This window comes from Mesorhizobium sp. ESP6-5, assembly GCF_020164695.1.
GTDB lineage: Bacteria > Pseudomonadota > Alphaproteobacteria > Rhizobiales > Rhizobiaceae > Mesorhizobium > Mesorhizobium australicum.
In genome coordinates, this window is sequence record NZ_JAIUGR010000008.1 from 102,975 (window position 1) to 121,454 (window position 18,480).

The following is an 18,480-nucleotide window of genomic DNA, read 5'->3' on the forward strand; positions in this document are numbered from 1 at the left end:
CGTCCTCCTCAAGCCGCCAGCTTCGGCGCGGTCACGGCCCGGCCGTGCTCGTCGAAGACCATGATGTGACGTGGATCGATGAACACTTCGACCACCGCGTCTGTCTCGAAATCCCTGATGCCATGGGTCAACATCACCCAGCGCACATCGGCAAAGTCGAGATGGATGAAGCTTTCGGACCCGGTGATTTCCGTGATGGTGACTTTCGCCCGCACCGGCACCGCGGAGGCATTGGGCCGGTCGAGCGAAAGATGGTGCGGCTGGAAGCCGACCGTATAGTTCGCATCGGCGATGTCGACGAGATCAGCGGGCACCGGCAGCTTGACGCCGCCCTCCAGCAGAAAATCCGCCCCCTTCTTGGCCAGCACGATGGTGTTGAGCGGCGGATCGGCGAAGGTCCTCGCCGTCACCAGGTCGACCGGTTTGCGGAACACGTCGATGGTCGGCCCAAACTGGGTGATGCGGCCTTCCGACAGCGTTGCCGTATTGCCGCCGAGCAGCAGGGCCTCATGTGGCTCGGTGGTGGCATAGACGAAGATGGTACCGGCGGCCGCGAATATCCTCGGCAGTTCGGCTCGCAATTCCTCGCGCAATTTGTAGTCGAGATTTGCAAGGGGTTCGTCGAGCAGCACAAGGCTGGCATTCTTGACGATGGCGCGCGCCAGCGCGGTGCGCTGCTGCTGCCCGCCCGACAGACTGAGCGGCGTGCGGTCGAGATAGGGGGTCAGTTTGAGGAGTGCCGCCGCTTCGCGCACCTGGCTGTCGATCTTGCCCTGCTCGACGCCGGCCACCTTGAGGGGTGAGGCGATATTGTCATAGACGGTCATCGCCGGATAATTGATGAACTGCTGGTAGACCATGGCGATCTTGCGCTTCTGCACAGGCGTGCCAGTGACATTCCGGCCGTCGAACCAGACCGAGCCGGAGGTCGGCACATCGAGGCCGGCCATCAGCCGCATCAGGCTGGTCTTGCCTGAAAGCGTGGGCCCGAGCAAAACGTTGAGCGAGCCGTGCTGAAGCGTCAGCGACACGTCGCGGATGTGCTCGACCGCACCGACCGTCTTGGTGACGTTCCTCAGTTCCAGCATGACGCCTCCTCCCAGGCTTTCCGCATCAGCTCAAAACCCCTCTTCATTCGGCGGCCGCGACGTGCTGCCGGCTTATGCCGCGCATGAATTCATCGAGTGCCGCGACCTGCTCGCGGTTAAGATGCAGGCCGCGCTTGGTCCGCCGCCACAGCACGTCTTCCGCCGTGACAGCCCATTCGTTTTCGACGAGATAGCGCACCTCGGCTTCGTGGAGATCGCCACCGAAATTGCGGCCGAGATCGGCGATCGACTTGGCCAAGCCGAGCAGCACCTGTACACGCGTTCCATAGAGCCTCGTCAGCCGGCGCGCCAAGCGCTGGTCGAGGAAAGGATAGGCGCTTTTCAGCTTCGCCACCTGCGCATCGAAACCCGTGGCCGGAAAATCGCCGCCCGGCAGCGGCGCATCTGATGTCCACGGCTTGCCGCGCTTGCCGAGAAAACCTTCGATCTTCTCCAGCATCGATTCCGACAGCCGGCGGTAGGTGGTGATCTTGCCGCCAAACGCGTTGACCAGCGGCGCGGCGCCGTCGCCGCCATCCGCCTTCAGCACATAGTCACGTGTCGCTTCCTGCGCCTTGGAGGCGCCGTCATCGTAGAGCGGACGCACGGCCGAATAGGTCCAGACGATGTCGGAACGCTTGACGGGCACCGCGAAATACTCGCTCGCTGCGGCACAGAGATAGTCGATCTCGGTGTCGCTGATCTTCACATCATGTGGGTCGCCGGGATAATCCTGGTCGGTGGTGCCGATCAGCGTGAACTCGTCCTCGTAGGGGATGGCGAAGATGATGCGACCATCCCTGTTCTGGAAGAAATAGGCGCGCGGGTCGTCGAACTTCTTGGCGATGACGATGTGGCTGCCCTGCACGAGGCGGACATTGTGCACGTCGTTGAGGCCGACGACGCCGGACAGCACGTGGTCGACCCAAGGACCCGCCGCATTGACCAGCAACCGTGCCTTGACCTCGTCGGTCTCGCCGGTCTGCAGGTCCTCGATCTTTATCGCCCAGATTCCGCCCTCGCGGCGCGCTCCAACCACTTTGGTGCGAGTCCGGATCGTTGCGCCCCGGTCAGCGGCGTCACGTGCATTCAGCGCCACCAGCCGCGCGTCGTTGACCCAGCCATCCGAATATTCGAAAGCCTTTTTGAACAGCGGCTTCAAAGGCTTGCCCGCCGGGTCGCTTGCCATGTCGAGCGTTCTGGTCGCCGGCAGCAACTTGCGCCCGCCGATGTGGTCGTAAAGGAAAAGGCCGAGCCGGATCAGCCAGGCCGGGCGCAGGCCCTTGGCATAGGGCAGCACGAAGCGCATCGGCCAGATGATGTGCGGAGCGTTCTTCCACAGAACCTCGCGCTCCATCAGCGCCTCGCGCACCAGGCGGAATTCATAGAATTCGAGATAGCGCAGCCCGCCATGGATCAGCTTGGTCGAACCGGACGAGGTTCCGCTGGCGAGATCGTTCATTTCGGCGAGAAAGACCGAGAACCCGCGTCCCACGGCATCACGGGCGATGCCGCAGCCGTTGATGCCGCCACCTATGACGAAAATGTCCCGGACTGAAGATGTGTCCACCTAGCTCCTCCACGATTTCGCATTGCACCATTTTTGCTCTTTTGCGAAACCGTGGCGGAATTATTTCGAACTCATAACGAATGTCAAACGAAATATCACACGCCTGTGAGAAGACCGTGAATTGCGTCAGCCAAGCGACGTCTCGATGAGCTGAACCTCGGCCTCCTGGCAGATCTTGCGCACGGACGGGATGTCGCAGCGATCGGTGATGAAGGTGTTGACCTGCGACAGATGGCCGATACGCACAGGCGCCGTGCGTTCGAACTTGGTCTGGTCGGAAACCAGGATGACGTGCCTGGCGTTGGCGATGATCGCTTGCGCCACCTTCACCTCGCGGAAATCAAAATCGAGCAGCGCGCCATCATGATCGATAGCCGAGGCGCCGATGACAGCGTAGTCGACCTTGAACTGCCTGATGAAATCGACCGCCGCCTCGCCGACAACACCCCCGTCGGAGCCGCGCACCACGCCGCCCGCAATCACCACCTCGATCGAGGGATAGATGCGCATCCTATTGGCAACATTGATGTTATTGGTGATGACCATCAGGCCGTCGTGATCGAGTAGCGCCTTGCTGACCGCCTCTGTCGTGGTGCCGATGTTGATGAACAGCGAGGCGTTGTCGGGGATCAGCCTGGCCGCCGCGCGGCCTATCGCTTCCTTCTCGTCGGCCGCGATCTTGCGCCTGGCTTCATACTCCATGTTCTCGATGCCGGACGGGAACAAGGCGCCGCCATGGACACGCGAAAGCAGCCGCTGGTCGCACAAATCGTTGAGGTCCTTGCGTATGGTCTGTGGCGTCACGTTGAAATGCGTGGCTAGGTCATCGACCAGCACGCGGCCGTTGTCCTTGGCCATCTGGATGATCTCGGCATGGCGCGGCGACAGATACATAAGGCAAGCTCCCGTTTTCGTTTTTTTTGCTTATAATAGAAAACGAAACCGATGAAAAGGTGCAAGCCGGCTAACGAAATCTGATGATTGTACGGGTGAACCTCGGTGCCACCTTCATCCAGCCTTTTCAGGCCGTGGCACGCGCAATTTCAGTAATGGCGGTGAAAGCGGCATCGACGTCTCCCGCCGTCGCGTCGAACTGGCCGACCTGGAAGCGGATCGCCACCTTTCCATCGACCTTCGTTTGCGTCAGGTAGATGCGGCCATCGTCGTTGATCGCATTGACGAGCCGCAGATTGTGCTCGTCGGCATCGGCGCCCGAGGCAGCCTTGTGCCGGAACGAAAACAGCGACAGCATCGGCTCGGTGACGATCTCGAAATCCACCTCCCTTGCCAGCCGAGCGGCAAGGCCCTCGCTCCAGGCGACATGGTTGCGGATCATGGTTCGCAGGTTTTCCAGTCCATGCGCGCGCAGCAGAAACCAAAGCTTCAGCGCCCGGAAGCGCCGACCAAGCGGCACCGACCATTCGGAATAGTTGATGATGCCGTCGCGGCCATGTGTCTTAAGGAATTCGGGCTTGATGGCCAGCGTGCGAACGAGGTCCTCGGGCTGGCGAATGAACTGCATCGAGCAGTCGAATTGCGCGCCCAGCCATTTGTGGGGGTTGAAGACGATGGAATCCGCCAGCTCGGCGCCGGCCCAGAAATGCCGGTACTCCGGGCAGATCATCGCCGACCCGGCCCAGGCGGCATCGACATGCAGGTAGAGCCCATGCCGACCGGCGACCGCCGCAATTGCTGCAATATCGTCCGTGCCCCCGGTGCTGGTGCCGCCGACGCTGGCGATGATGCCGGCGGGCAACATGCCGGCCGCGCGGTCGGCGACGATTGCCGCGTCGAGTGCGGCTGCGTCCATGGCGCGAAAACGGCCGGCGACAGGAATGCGCATGAGATTGTCCTCGCCTATGCCTGACACCCAGATCGCCCGATCGATCGAAGTGTGCACCTGATCGGAGGAATAGATGCGCAATCGGCCCTGCCCGGCCAATCCTTTTTTGTTGCCTTGCCAGTCCAGCGCCCGCTCGCGCATCGTCAACACCGCGTTGAGTGTCGCCGACGAGGCCGAATCCTGGATAACGCCGGAGAATCCTTCCGGCAGGCCGAGCGCCTGGCGCATCCAGTCGACGGTCCGCATTTCAAGCTCGGTCGCCGCCGGCGAGGTCTGCCAGAGCATGCATTGCGCGGCCATCGCCGACACCAGATATTCAGCCACCACCGAGACCGGCGCCGCGTTGGCCGGGAAATAGGCGAAGAAGCGCGGGTGCTGCCAATGCGTCATCCCCGGCACGATCTTCTCTTGGAAATCGGCGAAAATCCTGTCCATCGACTCCGCGTCTTCGGGCGGCGACGCCTCGATGCTCCTGAAAATGTCGCCCGGCTCGATCAGCGGCCGCACCGGCCGCTCACGCAAATTATTGCGATAGTCGGCGCCCCAATCGGCGGCGCGTTGCGACCATTGCCGGAAATCATCATTGTTCATCTTGTCCTCCCGACACGATCATTGGCTGCCGGTGGTAGCCGCCGGCTCCTCAAGATCGGATATTAGTCACCATGTGAAATATTTGAAGCCGCCGGCGGACTGCGAGATATGCGGACTAGCCAGGAAAATCCGGCAGGCTGGCGAAGGCCGTCTTCAGAGCATTCGACCATCCATCGGAGATCGTGCGGTAATACTGGTCGTCCTGGCCGATCCGCTTTTTGAGGCCGACCTGAAAGGCGTCCTGCTCCAGGAAAAGCAGGTCGAGCGGCAGGCCGACCGACAGGTTCGACTTCAGCGTCGAATCGAACGACACCAGAAGCAGTTTCACCGTCTCGGCCAGGCTCATCGTCTTTTCGTAGGCGCGAATGATGATCGGCTTGCCGTACTTGGTCTCTCCGATCTGGAAGAACGGCGTGTCATCGGTCGACTCGATGAAATTGCCTTCGGGGTAGATCATGAACAGGCGTGGCGGGCTGCCCTTGATCTGCCCGCCCAGGATGAAGGAAGCATTGAAATAGGAATCGGCCTTCTCGCCGGCGGGCGACGATTGCGCGATCACTTCCTTCACCGTGTCGCCGAGCAGCCGCACCGTCTGGTACATGGATGGCGTCTCGAGCAGCTTCTCATGGCGGTCGGTCACCGCCTTGGTGCGCTCGTCGAGCAGGCTGACCACGGCCTGTGTCGTCGCCAGGTTGCCGGCCGACATCAGCACGATGACGCGCTCGCCCGGCTGTTCCCAGACATGCATCTTCTTGAAGGTCGAGATCGAATCCATACCGGCGTTGGTACGCGTGTCCGACATGAACACGAGCCCGCGATCGATCTTGAGGCCGACGCAATAGGTCATGGAATCTCTTAAGGCGGTAATCCCTGGGGGATTACTGCTCTACCGTGACGGTGACCGCAAGCAGTTCTTCCGCCTGTCCCAGTCGAATTCCCGACACAGGCGAAGCGTCACGGTAGTCGCGGCCGGTTGCCACCTTCACATAGCGTTCGTCGGGAGAAATACCGTTCGCGGGGTCGAAGGCAACCCAGCCGAGCCCCGCGACATGCGCTTCGGCCCAGGCGTGGCTTGCAGCCTGCTCCACCGCATCCATCATCAGATAGCCGCTGACATAGCGGGCCGGAAATCCCATGGCGCGCGCTGCGGCGGCAAAGATGTGGCTATGGTCCTGGCAGACTCCGGTTTTCAGTACCAAAGCTTCCTCGGCCGAGGTCGTCGCATTGGTTGTCCCCGGCGTGTAGGCGACGCGCTCACCAATGGCGGCCATCAGCCGGTGCAGCCTGTCAAGGTCGGTGCCCTTGCCGACCGCCTCGGTAAGATCACGGATGCCGCCGCCTATGGTGGTCAAAGCGGTCTCCTGCGCGAACAACCAGAGTGGCGCGAAGCCTTGATGAGGCCCGCAAACACCCGATGTATCGCGCGTCACCACCTCGCCCAACGCTTCGACTGTAATGAAGTCGTGGTCACCCTCGACGCTCAACAGCCTGTTGTCGTTGCCGTAATGGTCGGTAAATCGCACTTCCTCGCGCGCACCCTCGACCTTCAGCGCCCAGGACAGCACGGTCTGAGTCGGCCCGCTCACGGGAAGCAGCCGCAGCCTCTGGAGCAAATACTGCACCGGTGCGTCGTAGCGGTATTCGGTCCGGTGCGTGATTTTCAGCCGCATGGCCATCTTCCGTTCGCGTGCATGATCTCTAGCGAAAACCGATATCCACTTCCCGGCATCATGCTCAATAAAACCTGTAGTCCTGCGCGATCTCGTCGCCGAGCCTTGTGTTGTCGCGAATGAACCCGGCCAGGAACTCGTGCAGCCCGGCATCGAATATGTCCTTGATCGATCCTGCTTGCAGCATTGTCTGCGTGTTTTGCGCCGTCGCATGGCAGGCATGGCGCTCGCCATAGTCGTCGCCCAGGAACTTCAGATGCTCTGCCAGGAAGCGATAGCAGAAGGTCAGCGATCGCGGCATGCGGACGTTGAGGATCAGGTAGTCGGCGATGTTGGTCGGCTTATAGTCGGCATCATAAACCCAGCGATACGAGCGATGCGCCGACACCGAGCGCAGGATCGATTCCCACTGATAGTTGTCGAGCGTCGAGCCGACCCAGGAGATCGACGGCAACAGCACGTAGTATTTCACGTCGAGGATGCGCGCGGTGTTGTCGGCGCGCTCGACATAGGTGCCGAGCTGCGAGAAATCGAAGATCTCGTTGCGCAGCATGGTGCCGTAAAACGAGCCGCGGATCAGCGCTGTCTCGCGCTTGATCGCGTCGAGCACGTTGGGCAGGTCGCGCTCGTCTATCGGCCTCGCCAGCATCCGTTTCAGCGCCATCCAGGCTTCGTTGATGCTCTCCCACGTCTCGCGCGTCAGCGCGGTGCGCACCATGCGCGCATTGTTGCGGGCGGTCTCGATCGACGACATCGTGCTCGATGGGTTCGACGTGTCGCGCAAGAGAAAATCGGAGACATTGGCCGCGGTATAGTCCGGGTATTTCTGCTTGAAGGTGATGTCGGAGCCGGCGCTGAGCAGCACCGAATTCCACTCCTCCGACGCGCTCTGGGTGCGGGTGAGCGCCATGCGCAGCCCGGCGTCGACCAGCCGCGCCATGTTTTCCGCCCGCTCAATATAGCGGTTCATCCAGTAGAGCCCGTTGGCGGTGCGGCCGAGAAGCATGGGAAGGCCCTTGGGCTAGTGAGTAGGGATTAGTGAGTAGTCAGTAGTAAATAGTTGAATCCATATGAGATATGACATGCGCTTTCCCTCTATAGCTGACTACTCACTACTCACTACTCACTACTCACTACTTACTAATCGCTAATCCCTACTCGCTCAGCTCAATCATCCAGCACCCAGGTATCTTTCGTCCCGCCGCCCTGGGAGGAGTTCACCACCAGTGAGCCTTCCTTCAGCGCGACCCGCGTCAGCCCGCCGGGCACGATCTGGATGCGATCCGAGACCAGTACGTAGGGCCTGAGATCGACATGGCGCGGCGCCAGCCCCTTTTCAGTCAGGATCGGACAGGTCGAGAGCGCGAGCGTCGGCTGGGCGATGTAATTAGACGGTTTGGCCTGCAGCTTCTTGGCGAAATCCTGACATTCCTTCTTGGTCGCCGCCGGTCCGACCAGCATGCCGTAGCCGCCGGAACCATGCACTTCCTTGATGACCAGTTCGTGGATGTGCTCGAGCACGTATTTCAGGCTGTCCGGTTCCGAACAGCGCCAGGTCGGGATGTTGCCGAGGATCGCCTTGCGGCCGGTGTAGAATTCGACAATCTCGGGCATATAGGAATAGATCGCCTTGTCGTCGGCGATACCCGTGCCAGGCGCATTGGCGATGGTGATATTGCCGGCGCGATAGACATCCATGATGCCGGGTATGCCAAGCGCTGAATCCGGCCTGAAGGTCAGCGGATCGAGGAAGGAATCATCGACGCGGCGGTAAAGCACGTCGATCTGCTTGTAGCCTTCGGTGGTGCGCATCGCGACATGGCCGTCGACGACGCGCAGATCCTGGCCCTCCACAAGCTGCACACCCATCTGGTCGGCAAGGAAAGCGTGTTCGAAATAGGCGGAATTGAAACTGCCCGGCGTGAGCACCGCGATGGTCGGGGCACCCTCGGTGTTCTGCGGCCGCACGGCCGCCAGCGACTGGCGCAGCAGCTGCGGGTAGTTCTCCACTGGCCGCACCTTGATCTTCTGGAACAGCTCGGGGAACAGCTGCATCATCGTTTCGCGGTTCTCCAGCATGTAGGAGACACCGGACGGCGTGCGCGCATTGTCTTCCAGAACGTAGAACTCGTCCTCGCTGATGCGAACGATGTCGACGCCGATAATGTGGGTATAGACGCCGGCCGGCGGCCGCACGCCGATCATCTCCGGCAGGAAGGCCTCATTCCTGGCGATGAGATCCCTTGGGACGCGGCCGGCGCGCAGGATTTCTTGGCGATGGTAGATGTCGTCGAGGAAGGCGTTCAGCGCCTGGACGCGCTGCTCGATGCCTTGCGTCAGGCGCCGCCACTCATTGCCTGAAATGATGCGAGGGACGATGTCGAACGGGATCAGCCGTTCGGAGGCTTCCTGTTCGCCGTAGACGGCGAAGGTAATGCCCGTCTTGCGAAAGACGCGTTCGGCGTCCTGCATCTTCTCGGTAAGCCTGGCTGGATCCTGCTCCTTCAGCCAGCGATCGTAAGCCGAATACGGTCTTCTCAATCCGGAGACTTCCGGAAGCATTTCATCGAACGCTGCCAATCGCATACTCCCCTGTGAAGCCATTTCACTGGCGTCGCGGGAGAAAATCAAGCGCAATCGGTGATTTGGGGGAAGCGGACGATCAGTATGTTGCGGCTGCCCAAAATTAAGGCAGCCCAAATACGAGCTTGATCAGCCTTTGCCTCGTGCCGGGGCAACTGACTCGCACTGTTAGAAGGCGCGGAAGGTGACGACGGTGAACGTGTCCTTGATGCCGGGAAGAATCTGCACCTTCTCGTTGACGAAATGGCCGACGTCTTCTTCGTCGTCGACATAGAATTTGGCGAGCAGATCGTAGTTGCCGGCGGTGGAGTAGATTTCCGAGGCGATCTCGGCGTCGGCAAGCGCGCTGGCAACCTCATAGGATTTGCCCAGCTCGCATTTGATCTGCACGAAAAAGGCCTTCATGGCTTCGTCCCGCTAAACTTCCAGGTCCAAGCGGCCCTTCTGGCAGACTGGAGGCAGCCTTTCAAGCACTGGAATGCGCGCTTAGCCGGCGCGGGGTCCCGGCCACCGCCTCGCGCGGCCCCGCAACCGGCATGCCGTGCTTGCAGAGCCTGCCGCCGATCACCAGCGCGGGCATGCCCTGCAATATCGTTCGTGCATGGCTTCTGCACCGAGGCGCGACGAATATTGGCGGCCGCTGAAACCGTGAGGCGCCCTGGCACGTATGTTAGGATGTCTCCTGGAACTTCTGGAGGCGGTTCGAGGACGGTGGAGACAAGCCATGCGCCGCGGCTTTTTCGCATTCGCGTTCGTTTCGCTCATGCTGGCTTTCCAGGCGTCTGCCGGAGATGCCGAGATCAAGGCTGGTCAGGCCGTCATCGACAGTCAGTTGAAGGCCCTCATCGCCGATGACGGCGCCAAGGCGTACAGCTTTGCCGCCCCAAACGTGAAGCAGATATTCCCGACCGTCGATGCCTTCATGAATATGGTGACCAACGGCTACCCGCCTGTGCGCAAACCCCAGTCCTATGCTTTCGGCAAGGTCGAGCAGACTGGTCCCGGTTCGATCGTCCAGCAAGTGCTGATCGTCGGCCCCGACGGCAAGGACTACGAGGCGGTCTACACGCTGCAGCAGCAGCCTGACGGCACATTCCAGATCACCGGCTGCAGCCTGCGGGCGTCGAACTCGCTCAGCACCTGAACGGGTCTACAGCGCCGGGATATCGCCCCTCGCCCAACCCTCTGATATCTCGGCCCCGCGTGCCTCGAAGCCGCCGGTCTCGATCGCGGCGCGGATATCCTGCATAAGCTTTTGGTAATACGAAAGATTGTTCCAGGTCAGCAGCATCGCGCCGAGCGCCTCCTGCGAGCGCACCAGATGGTGCAGATAGGCACGCGAATAATCCCTGGCTGCCGGGCAGTCGCTCTCTTCATCGAGCGGGCGCGCATCGTCGGCATGGCGGGCGTTGCGCAGGTTGACCTTGCCGCGCCTAGTATAGGCCAGCCCGTGCCGGCCGGCGCGCGTCGGCATCACGCAATCGAACATGTCGATGCCGCGGGCAACCGATTTCAGGATATCGTCCGGGGTTCCCACGCCCATCAGATAGCGTGGCTTGTTATCTGGCAGTTCGGGACAGGTGATGTCGAGCATATCGAGCATCACCGCCTGCGGCTCGCCGACGGCCAAGCCGCCGACAGCATAGCCCTTGAGCTCCATCGCGCTCAGCGCCTGTGCCGAGCGCATCCTGAGCGCCGCGTTGTCACCACCCTGCACGATGCCGAACATCGCTTTGCCCGGCTGGTCGCCGAACGCCGTCTTGCAGCGCTCCGCCCAGCGCAGCGACAGTTCCATGGCGCGCTCGATCTCCTTGATCTCGGCCGGCAACGCGGTGCATTCGTCGAGTTGCATCTGGATGTCGGAATCGAGCAGACCTTGAATTTCGATCGAGCGCTCCGGCGACATCTCGTAGGCCGCACCATCGATGTGAGAGCGGAAGGTGACGCCCTTTTCCGTCAGCTTCCTCAGCTTCGACAGCGACATCACCTGAAAACCGCCGCTGTCGGTCAGGATCGGGTGCGGCCAGCGGGCGAATTCGTGCAGACCGCCGAGCCGCGCCACGCGCTCGGCCCCGGGCCGCAGCATCAGGTGATAGGTGTTGCCCAGGATGATGTCGGCACCAACGCCGCGCACCTGGTCCATGTACATGGCTTTGACCGTGCCACCGGTGCCGACCGGCATGAAGGCCGGCGTGCGGATTTCGCCGCGCGGCATGTCGATCAGGCCGCGCCGCGCCTTGCCATCGGTCGCCAACACCCTGAAGGTGAAATTCTCAGCCATTGAACTCCTTGTCGAATACCGGCGCATCCGGCGCCTGCTCGTCGAGCGACTGACGGTATTGGATGCAGCCGCGCATGAATTTTGGCCAGGGCGGCACCGCGATTGACGGCTCGGTCCTTTCCGGCAGCAGGTCCCACAGATCGGGGTGATGCCAGCAGAGGTCATGACCTGATGTATCGCGGTGCGCGCGAATGCCGGCGCGCAGCCTTTTCACTTCCGCGATCAGCCTGTCGCGGTCGAAGGTTTGCAGATCATCGTCCATCGTTCTCCTCCCTGAACAGAAGACTGGCGTCTCCATAGGAATAGAACCTGTAACCGCTCTCGATGGCATGCGCATAGGCGGCACGCATCGTGTCGAGGCCACTGAAAGCCGAGACCAGCATGAACAGCGTCGAGCGCGGCAGATGGAAGTTGGTCATCAGCATGTCGGCCGTGCGAAAGCGGTAGCCGGGCGTGATGAAGATGTCGGTCGGTCCGGACCATGGCGCCAGCGTGCCGTCCTCACGCGCCGCACTCTCGAGCAGGCGCAGCGAGGTCGTACCGACGGCAATGACGCGCCCGCCCCTCGCCTTCGCCGCATTGAGCGCATCGGCGGTCGCCTGGCTGACCGAGCCGATCTCGGCATGCATCTTATGGTCCGCGGTATCGTCCGCCTTGACCGGCAGGAACGTACCGGCGCCCACATGCAAGGTGACGAAGCGGCGTTCGACCCCTTTGGCGTCCAGCGCCGCGAAAAGCGCCGGCGTGAAGTGCAGGCCCGCGGTGGGCGCCGCTACCGCGCCTTCTTCCCGGGCATAGATGGTCTGGTAGTCGGCACGATCGCGCTCGTCGTCATCGCGCTTCGAGGCGATGTAGGGCGGTAGTGGAATGTGGCCGACCGCGTGCAGCGCTTCGTCGAGGAAAGGACCGGATAGATCAAAGCCGAGCAGCGCTTCGCCGCCCTCGCCTTTTTCGATCACGGTGGCGTCGAGCTGGCCGAGGAAACAGGAATTGCCGTCATGGCCGAAATGGATGCGGTCGCCGGCGGCAATGCGCTTGCCCGGCCGCATGAAGGCCAGCCAGCGGTCCGGCGCCATGCGCATGTGCAGCGTGGCCTCGACCTGCGACTGTGCTTCGCCGCGCCGCCTGATGCCTTTCAACTGCGCCGGAATGACCTTGGTGTCGTTGAAAACCAGCACGTCGCCAGCACGGAGCAACGATGGCAGATCGCCAACCGTCCTGTCCACCAGCCCCTTGCCTGGCTTGACCACCAGCATTTTGGCGCTGTCGCGCGGTTCTGCCGGGCGAAGCGCGATGCGCTCCTCCGGCAGGTCGAAGTCAAAGAGGTCGACGCGCATCGGGACTCAAAACAGCCGAACGAGCAGCGCTCCGGCCAGCAGAAGCACCGCGCCGGCGACGCGGCCGAGCGAGATTTCACGCACGGCGACCCCAAGGAAGCCGACGCGGTCGATGAGCATACCCGCAAGCAGCTGGCCGGCCACCAGGAACGCCATCAGCGCGGCCGCGCCGATGCGCGGCGTCAGGATCGTCGAAAGCGTGACATAGAAGCCGCCAAGCATGCCGCCGGCGACAAACAACCAGGGCGCGGGCGCCTTCCAGTCAAGCGAGATGCCCTGCAGCTTCACCACCGTGACGGAGATGATGCCAAGCACGACCGCGCCCGACAGGAACGAAAACGCGGCCGCCGCGACCGGGACACCCAAGCCGCGCGCAAGCTGCGAATTGATCGGCGCCTGGATGGCAATGAAGGCGCCGGACAGGATGCCGAGAAGCGACCAGACGACGCCCATCATTGTCGTTTGTCCTTACTTGACGTCGGCCGCGACCTTTAGGGACACGATCTTGTCGGGATCCTGCACCGGCTCGCCGCGCTTGATCTTGTCGACGTTGTCCATGCCCTCGATGACCTGGCCCCAGACCGTGTACTGGCGGTTGAGGAACGCGGCGTCGTCGAAGCAGATGAAGAACTGCGAATTGGCCGAGTTCGGGTTCTGCGAACGAGCCATCGAGCAGGTGCCGCGGCCGTGGTTCGCGTTGGAGAACTCGGCCTTCAGGTCAGGCTTTTCCGAGCCGCCCATGCCGGCGCGAGACGGCGCGAAGCTGGGCTTGCTGGAATTGCCGAATTTCACGTCGCCGGTCTGGGCCATGAAGCCTTCGATGACGCGGTGGAAGACGACGCCGTCATAGGCGCCTTCACGCGCCAATTCCTTGATGCGGGCGACATGGCCAGGAGCCAAATCGGGAAACAGTTCGATGACGACCTTGCCCTTGGTCGTTTCCATGATGAGCGCGTTCTCGCGGTCCTTGATCTCAGCCATGTCAGATATCCTTTTGTAAAAATGAAACTATTTGTCGGCGGCGATGCGCACTTTGATCATCCGGTCGGGATCGGTGACCGTGCCATTGTCCGCCTCGTCGCCCTTCTTGATCTTGTCCACCAGGTCCATGCCGCTGACGACATTGCCGACGATCGTATACTGGCCATCGAGCGGCGGCGCCGGTGCGAACATGATGAAGAACTGCGAATTGGCGGAGTTCGGATCCTGCGAACGGGCCATGCCGACCACGCCGCGCTTGTAATGCTCGGCCTGCGAGAACTCGGCAGGCAGGTCGGGCAGGTCGGAGCCGCCGGTGCCGACGGCCTGGGCATTGAAACCCTTATTCATGTTGCCGAACTTGACGTCGCCGGTCTGCGCCATGAAGCCGTCGATGACACGGTGGAATGCGACATTGTCGTAGGCATGGTCACGCACCAGCTTCTTGATCTGCGCGACATGCTTGGGCGCCAGATCGGGGCGCAGCGCGATGGTCACGTCGCCATCTTTCAGCGTGATGATCATCGTGTTTTCCGGATCTGCGGCATAGGCCGAGACCGATGCGGTCACGAGACCGGCGAGCACAACAAGGAATGAGGCGAGCCTTTTGAGCTGCATGAGGGTTCTCCGAGCTTATTTCGCGAATTTTGCGGTGAGCGCGCCGGCCACGGCCGCCGGCACGAAGGGGCGGATGTCGCCGCCCATTGAGGCTATCTGGCGCACAAGTGTGGCGGTAATGGTGCGCACCGACGGGCTGGCGGGCAGGAAAACCGTCTGCAATTCAGGCGCCATGGTTTCGTTCATGCCGGCCATCTGCATTTCGTAGTCGAGGTCGGTGCCGTCGCGCAGACCGCGGATCATGATCGAGGCGCCTTCTCTCCTGGCCGCATCGATCACCAGCCCATCGAAGGCAACCACCTTGATGCGGGCGCCGTCGCGGCCGAATTCGGCCTTCGCGGCGGCTTCGATCAACTGCACCCGATCCTCGAACGAAAACAGCGGCTTCTTGCCCGGATGAATGCCGATCGCGGCATAAACAATGTCGGCAACGGCCAGCGAAGCTTTCAGCACATCGAGATGGCCGTTGGTCAGCGGGTCGAAGGAGCCGGCATAAAGGGCGATGCGTTCGGTCATGTCGGAGCTTCTAGCGAGCCTCTATCACAAAGGCAAATCCGATTGGCAGGCGGCCCATGAACCTTTTCCGGCACATGAACGACAGATGAACACGCTGATCACGAAGCCTTCACGCAGCGTTCACTAGGCTGCACCCTTAATAAGATGAAACCAAAGTCCCATATCTCCGTTGTAAGGCGCAGGAGAACACGCACATGCTGATCTACATGCTCGCCACCGCAATGACCGTCGCCATGCTGATCGCCACAGTATTCGGGCTGCATCAGGAAGCACAGCGCATCCGCGTCAAGGCCACCACCAAGCGCTTCGAAGGCTTTGGCCTGCGCAAGCCGTATCGCCACTACTAAGACAGTCCGCAACGCTGCCGCGCCGGCCGACAGGCCGGCGTTGCTATGTCAAACGTACCAGGAACTATTCGGCGTTGTCCGGACCGCTGTCATTCGAATCCGGCCCCGCGCCACCCTCGACGGCCTCTTCCACTTCCTCGTCCGATTGCGGCTCCGAAATCCGCTCGACCGAAACCACCTTCTCACCTTCAGCCGTGTTGAAGATGGTCACGCCCTTGGTGGCGCGGCTAGCGAAACGGATGCCGTTGACGGGTACCCGGATGACGGTGCCGCCATCCGACACCAGCATGATCTGATCGTCATTGCCGACCGGGAAGGTTGCCACCAGCTGGCCGATTTCGGCTGCCTTGGACACGTCGGTGGCACGGATGCCCTTGCCGCCGCGGCCGGTCAGGCGGAAATCGTAGGACGACGAGCGCTTGCCGTATCCATATTCAGTCACCGTCAGCACGTACTGCTCATGCGCCTTGAGGAATTCGTAGCGGTCGTCTGGAAGCTCGGTCTCCTCGCCGATCTCCTCATTGGTGAGCGCGATCTCTTCTTCCTCTCCGGCTGTCTCGGCGGCAAGCCGCCGCTCCGACGCCGCCCGCTTGAGGTAAGCGGCGCGTTCCGCCGGTGAAGCATTGACATGCTCGATCACCGACATGGAGATGATGCGGTCGGTTTCAGCCATGGTTATGCCGCGAACGCCGACGGAATTGCGGCTCTGGAAGACGCGCACGTCGCCGACGGAGAAGCGAATGCACTGGCCCGAATTCGCCGTCAGAAGCACGTCGTCATTGTCGGTGCAGGTCTCGACGCCGAGAATTTCGTCGCCCTCCTCCTCCAGCTTCATGGCGATCTTGCCGTTGCGATTGACCTGGACGAAGTCGGACAATTTGTTGCGGCGCACGGTGCCGCGCGTCGTGGCGAACATCACGTCGAGATCGCCCCAGCTCGTCTCGTCCTCGGGCAGCGGCATGATGGTGGTGATGCGCTCGCCCTGCTCCAGCGGCAGCATGTTGATCAGCGCCTTGCCGCGTGACTGCGGGTTGCCGATCGGCAGCCGCCAGACCTTTTCCTTGTAGACGATGCCGCGCGAGGAGAAGAACAGCACCGGCGTGTGGGTGTTGGCCACGAACAGCCGGGTGACGAAATCCTCTTCCTTGGTCGACATGCCGGAGCGGCCCTTGCCGCCGCGGCGCTGCGCCCGATAGAGCGACAGCGGCACGCGCTTGATGTAGCCGGAATGGCTCACCGTCACGACCATGTCCTCGCGCTGGATCAGATCCTCGTCTTCCATGTCCGCGCCGCCATCGGTGAGCTCGGTGCGGCGTGGCGTGCCGAATTCGTCGCGCACGGCGGCGAGCTCGTCCTTGACGATCTGCTGGATGCGCGCGCGCGACGACAGAATGTCGAGGTAGTCCTTGATCTCGTCGCCGATCGTATTCAACTCATCGGCGATTTCGTCGCGGCCAAGCGCGGTCAGGCGCTGCAGGCGCAGTTCGAGGATAGCGCGCGCCTGTTCCTCGGACAGATTGTAGGTGCCGTCCTCGTTGATACGATGGCGCGGATCGTCGATCAGGAGGATCAACGATTCAACGTCACCCGAGGGCCAGCGCCGCTCCATCAACTGCTCGCGCGCCGTCTGCGGGTCCGGCGCGGTACGGATCAGCTTGATGACCTCGTCGATGTTGGCGACGGCGATGGCCAGGCCAACCAGCACATGGGCGCGGTCCCGCGCCTTGCGCAGCAGGAACTTCGTCCGCCGGCTGATCACCTCCTCGCGGAAGGTGACGAACGCCTTCAGCATGTCGGTCAGGTTCAGCAGTTCCGGCTTGCCGCCGTTCAGAGCCACCATATTGGCGCCGAAAGAGGTCTGCAGCGGCGTGAACCGGTAGAGCTGGTTGAGGACGACGTCGGCAACGGCGTCACGCTTGAGCTCGATGACGACGCGATAACCCTGGCGGTCGCTTTCGTCGCGGATATCGGAAATGCCCTCGACGCGCTTGTCGCGCACCAGTTCGGCCATCTTCTCGATCATCGAGGCCTTGTTCACCTGATAGGGAACCTCGGTGATGATGATCGATTCGCGGTCATTGCCGCGCTGCTCTATGTTGACCTTGCCGCGCATGACGATGGAGCCGCGGCCGGTGGAATAGGCGCTGTAGATGCCGGAGCGGCCAAGCACGATGCCGCCGGTCGGGAAATCGGGGCCTGGAATGATCTCCATCAGCGCCGGCAGGTCGATCGCCGGATTGTCGATGACGGCAATAGCGGCGTTGCAGACTTCACCGAGATTGTGCGGCGGAATGTTGGTGGCCATGCCGACGGCAATGCCGCCCGAACCGTTGACCAGCAGATTGGGAAAGCGCGCCGGCAGAACCTTCGGCTCGGTGTCCGAAGCATCATAAGTGTCCTGGAAATCGACGGTATCCTTGTCGATGTCCTCCAACAGCTCGTGCGCGACCTTGGTCAGGCGCGATTCGGTGTAGCGCATCGCCGCCGGCGGATCGCCGTCGATCGAACCGAAATTGCCCTGCCCGTCGATCAGCGGCACGCGCAGCGACCAGTCCTGCGCCATGCGCACCAAGGCGTCATAGATCGAGGCGTCGCCATGCGGATGGTATTTACCCATCACGTCGGCGACGGGGCGCGCCGATTTCACATATTTGCGGTTCCAGTGGTAGCCGCTCTCATGGGCGGCATAGAGGATGCGACGGTGCACCGGCTTCAGGCCGTCGCGCACATCGGGCAGCGCACGGCTGACGATCACGCTCATGGCGTAATCGAGATAGGAGCGCTGCATCTCCTCGATGATGGATATCGGCTCGATGCCGCTGGGGCCGCCGTCTGTGCCGCGCGGTGTCTTCTGGTCGGTCAAATCGGATCACAATCTAATCAGGAATCACTCACTGCTTATATAGGAAGCGAGGCCGAAACTCCAATGTCCGGGGCACTTTTCCAGTGTCAATTTTAGCGGTAATTTCAAGTGGATACCACTGATTGCGACGATATGGCCACGACCCTTTCGCCGCCAGCAAGGCAAAAGCCGGCAATGGACCGTTTTCCCCAGACG

The 18,480-nt window shown here is 61.8% G+C and carries 19 protein-coding genes; 2 read left to right on the forward strand and 17 right to left on the reverse strand.

Annotated features, from left to right (window positions below; translation table 11 throughout):
• Positions 1 to 8 precede the first annotated feature (8 nt).
• The 9 genes from LB524_RS15030 to LB524_RS15070 form a co-directional block, all read right to left on the reverse strand.
• Positions 9 to 1,088 (reverse strand): ABC transporter ATP-binding protein, encoded by a 1,080-nt coding sequence (locus tag LB524_RS15030; protein ID WP_140726882.1) that lies wholly within the window; start codon positions 1,086 to 1,088, stop codon positions 9 to 11.
• A 43-nt stretch (positions 1,089 to 1,131) separates the two neighbouring features.
• Entirely contained in the window at positions 1,132 to 2,658 is a 1,527-nt protein-coding gene (gene glpD, locus LB524_RS15035; RefSeq protein WP_015317732.1) for a glycerol-3-phosphate dehydrogenase, read from the reverse strand.
• Positions 2,659 to 2,784: 126 nt separating this feature from the next.
• Positions 2,785 to 3,552 (reverse strand): DeoR/GlpR family DNA-binding transcription regulator, encoded by a 768-nt coding sequence (locus LB524_RS15040; RefSeq protein ID WP_015317731.1) that lies wholly within the window; start codon positions 3,550 to 3,552, stop codon positions 2,785 to 2,787.
• A gap of 127 nt (positions 3,553 to 3,679) precedes the next feature.
• Entirely contained in the window at positions 3,680 to 5,092 is a 1,413-nt protein-coding gene (locus LB524_RS15045) for a pyridoxal phosphate-dependent decarboxylase family protein (protein ID WP_224527798.1), read from the reverse strand.
• Positions 5,093 to 5,207: 115 nt separating this feature from the next.
• Entirely contained in the window at positions 5,208 to 5,939 is a 732-nt protein-coding gene (locus tag LB524_RS15050) for a peptidase (protein WP_015317729.1), read from the reverse strand.
• A gap of 31 nt (positions 5,940 to 5,970) precedes the next feature.
• Entirely contained in the window at positions 5,971 to 6,762 is a 792-nt protein-coding gene (locus LB524_RS15055; RefSeq protein ID WP_015317728.1) for a transglutaminase domain-containing protein, read from the reverse strand.
• A gap of 64 nt (positions 6,763 to 6,826) precedes the next feature.
• Complete coding sequence (locus tag LB524_RS15060; protein WP_015317727.1) at positions 6,827 to 7,768, reverse strand: alpha-E domain-containing protein; 942 nt, start codon at positions 7,766 to 7,768, stop codon at positions 6,827 to 6,829.
• Positions 7,769 to 7,929: 161 nt separating this feature from the next.
• Positions 7,930 to 9,342, reverse strand: coding sequence for a circularly permuted type 2 ATP-grasp protein (locus LB524_RS15065; protein ID WP_181171261.1), 1,413 nt, complete (start codon positions 9,340 to 9,342; stop codon positions 7,930 to 7,932).
• A 171-nt stretch (positions 9,343 to 9,513) separates the two neighbouring features.
• Positions 9,514 to 9,750: an Lrp/AsnC family transcriptional regulator gene (locus LB524_RS15070; protein WP_010909609.1), complete on the reverse strand. Its 237-nt coding sequence runs from the start codon at positions 9,748 to 9,750 to the stop codon at positions 9,514 to 9,516.
• A 319-nt stretch (positions 9,751 to 10,069) separates the two neighbouring features.
• Between LB524_RS15070 and LB524_RS15075 the strand changes: the two genes are divergently transcribed.
• Positions 10,070 to 10,489 carry a DUF4864 domain-containing protein gene (locus LB524_RS15075; RefSeq protein ID WP_015317725.1) on the forward strand — a complete coding sequence of 140 codons (420 nt, stop codon included), beginning with the start codon at positions 10,070 to 10,072 and terminating at the stop codon, positions 10,487 to 10,489.
• Between the two features lie 6 nt (positions 10,490 to 10,495).
• On the opposite strand, the gene tgt is transcribed toward LB524_RS15075, so the two are convergent.
• The 7 genes from tgt to coaD all read right to left on the reverse strand — a co-directional run bounded on the left by tgt (position 10,496) and on the right by coaD (position 15,075).
• Positions 10,496 to 11,626: a tRNA guanosine(34) transglycosylase Tgt gene (tgt, locus tag LB524_RS15080; RefSeq protein WP_224527800.1), complete on the reverse strand. Its 1,131-nt coding sequence runs from the start codon at positions 11,624 to 11,626 to the stop codon at positions 10,496 to 10,498.
• Positions 11,619 to 11,888 carry a hypothetical protein gene (locus LB524_RS15085; protein ID WP_140616328.1) on the reverse strand — a complete coding sequence of 90 codons (270 nt, stop codon included), beginning with the start codon at positions 11,886 to 11,888 and terminating at the stop codon, positions 11,619 to 11,621. The genes tgt and LB524_RS15085 overlap by 8 nt, the downstream gene beginning before the upstream one ends.
• Positions 11,878 to 12,963, reverse strand: coding sequence for a tRNA preQ1(34) S-adenosylmethionine ribosyltransferase-isomerase QueA (gene queA / locus LB524_RS15090; protein WP_140873767.1), 1,086 nt, complete (start codon positions 12,961 to 12,963; stop codon positions 11,878 to 11,880). Before queA ends, LB524_RS15085 begins: the two co-directional genes overlap by 11 nt.
• A gap of 6 nt (positions 12,964 to 12,969) precedes the next feature.
• Positions 12,970 to 13,419 carry a DMT family transporter gene (locus LB524_RS15095; RefSeq protein WP_224527802.1) on the reverse strand — a complete coding sequence of 150 codons (450 nt, stop codon included), beginning with the start codon at positions 13,417 to 13,419 and terminating at the stop codon, positions 12,970 to 12,972.
• 12 nt (positions 13,420 to 13,431) lie between these two features.
• A complete protein-coding gene (locus LB524_RS15100) occupies positions 13,432 to 13,944 on the reverse strand; it encodes a peptidylprolyl isomerase (RefSeq protein ID WP_015317720.1) in 513 nt (170 codons plus the stop codon).
• Between the two features lie 27 nt (positions 13,945 to 13,971).
• Complete coding sequence (locus tag LB524_RS15105; RefSeq protein WP_411908818.1) at positions 13,972 to 14,466, reverse strand: peptidylprolyl isomerase; 495 nt, start codon at positions 14,464 to 14,466, stop codon at positions 13,972 to 13,974.
• A gap of 108 nt (positions 14,467 to 14,574) precedes the next feature.
• Positions 14,575 to 15,075 carry a pantetheine-phosphate adenylyltransferase gene (gene coaD / locus LB524_RS15110; protein ID WP_015317718.1) on the reverse strand — a complete coding sequence of 167 codons (501 nt, stop codon included), beginning with the start codon at positions 15,073 to 15,075 and terminating at the stop codon, positions 14,575 to 14,577.
• Between the two features lie 194 nt (positions 15,076 to 15,269).
• Here coaD and LB524_RS15115 point away from each other — a divergent pair, with 194 nt between their 5' ends.
• Positions 15,270 to 15,422: a hypothetical protein gene (locus LB524_RS15115; protein WP_015317717.1), complete on the forward strand. Its 153-nt coding sequence runs from the start codon at positions 15,270 to 15,272 to the stop codon at positions 15,420 to 15,422.
• A 64-nt stretch (positions 15,423 to 15,486) separates the two neighbouring features.
• On the opposite strand, the gene gyrA is transcribed toward LB524_RS15115, so the two are convergent.
• Positions 15,487 to 18,285: a DNA gyrase subunit A gene (gene gyrA, locus LB524_RS15120; RefSeq protein ID WP_224527805.1), complete on the reverse strand. Its 2,799-nt coding sequence runs from the start codon at positions 18,283 to 18,285 to the stop codon at positions 15,487 to 15,489.
• Between the last annotated feature and the right edge of the window lie 195 nt (positions 18,286 to 18,480).